This is a genomic window from Rhodococcus yunnanensis NBRC 103083 (assembly GCF_001895005.1).
Classification (GTDB): Bacteria; Actinomycetota; Actinomycetes; order Mycobacteriales; family Mycobacteriaceae; genus Rhodococcoides; species Rhodococcoides yunnanense.
On record NZ_BCXH01000053.1, the window covers coordinates 1 to 1,335 of the forward strand.

Consider the following 1,335-nt stretch of genomic DNA (forward strand, 5'->3'; position numbering starts at 1 on the left):
GAATGATGCTCCTATGTTTGTCAAGGGTGGTGCGGTGGTCTGAGTAGGCCGAATACTTCGCGGGCGATGGCGCGTTTGAGGCAGCGGATGATGTCGCGTGGTGTCTTGCCTTCGGCGAGTCGTCGGTCGCGGTATTGCTGGGTGCGTTCGTCGCTGCGAAGTCGGGTGATGGCGATGGTGTAGAGCGCGCGGTTGGCTTGTCGGTCACCGCCTCGATCGAGTCGGTGTCGGTGCGTTCGTCCGGAGGAAGCCTGAATCGGGGCGACGCCGCAGAGGTGAGCGAACGCTGCTTCGGTGGTGATGCGGTCGGGGTTGTCGCCGACGGTGATCAGTAGTTGAGCGGCGGTGTCGGTGCCGATACCGAATTGTGCGAGGAGTTGAGGGGCATGTTCGGCGACGAGTGCTTTGATCTGTCTGGCGAGGGTGCGTTCCTCGGTGGTCAGGTCCTGGATTCGCTCGGCGACCGAGCGTAGTGCGCTGTGGACGGCGGCGTTGATCGTCGATGGTTGTTTCGGCGTTGCGTCGAGTCGTGCGCATGCGGTGAACAACGCCGCATCGGTGAGCGCTCGCAGGTCTGCGCGGATGTCCTCGGGCGCGTTGACGATCATCGACTTCAATTGGGTGACTGCCTCGGCGCGCGCTTTGATGCTCGAGCGACGTGCGTTGTGCAGGAAGCGAATTGCTTCGACATGCCCGTCGTGAGATTTCGGTGTGGTGGTGGCTTTACCAGTCAGTGCGGCCCGCGCGGCGGAGCGGGCGTCGAGGGGATCGGACTTGCCGTGGAAGCGGCGTGAGCGGCGGTCGGGTCGGTCGACGTCGACCACGTCGAGGCCGGCGTTGTGCAGTGCGGTCACCAATGTGGATCCGTAGCTGCCGGTTCCCTCGACCCCGATCCGTTCGACGGTGCCGGCGGTGGTGATCCAGGTGATCAGGTCCGCGTGGCCGGCGGCGGTGCTGGGGAATTCTTTGTCGTCGAGGTCTCGTCCGAGGCTGTCGGTGTACGCGACGTGGTGGGTGTCTTTGTGGGTGTCGACGCCGACGAAAATGGTGGTGCTGACATCGGGTGGGTTTTCGGTCATGCTGGACATGGCTATCCCTTTCGTGGTGGTGGCCACGCACCGGCCGGGACGGCGGACAAGACTGTGATGGGACTCTTTGGACAGGCTCCTATGAAGTCACTTCGCCCACCGGTCGCGTGTGCTTACAACCGCCGGCGGGCGGGGAGCCGGCACATCATTCAAAAGACAGTCTGGGACGTCGGTCACAACTGGAGTCAGGCTCCCAACCCACCGGAGATATCCAGTATCAACCGGACCCATCAATACTCACAGTCAC

Annotated in this window: 1 protein-coding gene; it reads right to left on the reverse strand. The window is 63.1% G+C overall.

Annotated elements, in window-relative coordinates; genetic code table 11:
* Nucleotides 1-20: 20 nt before the first annotated feature.
* Nucleotides 21-1,079: an IS110 family RNA-guided transposase gene (locus RY1_RS29230; RefSeq protein ID WP_072807535.1), complete on the reverse strand. Its 1,059-nt coding sequence runs from the start codon at nt 1,077-1,079 to the stop codon at nt 21-23.
* Between the last annotated feature and the right edge of the window lie 256 nt (nt 1,080-1,335).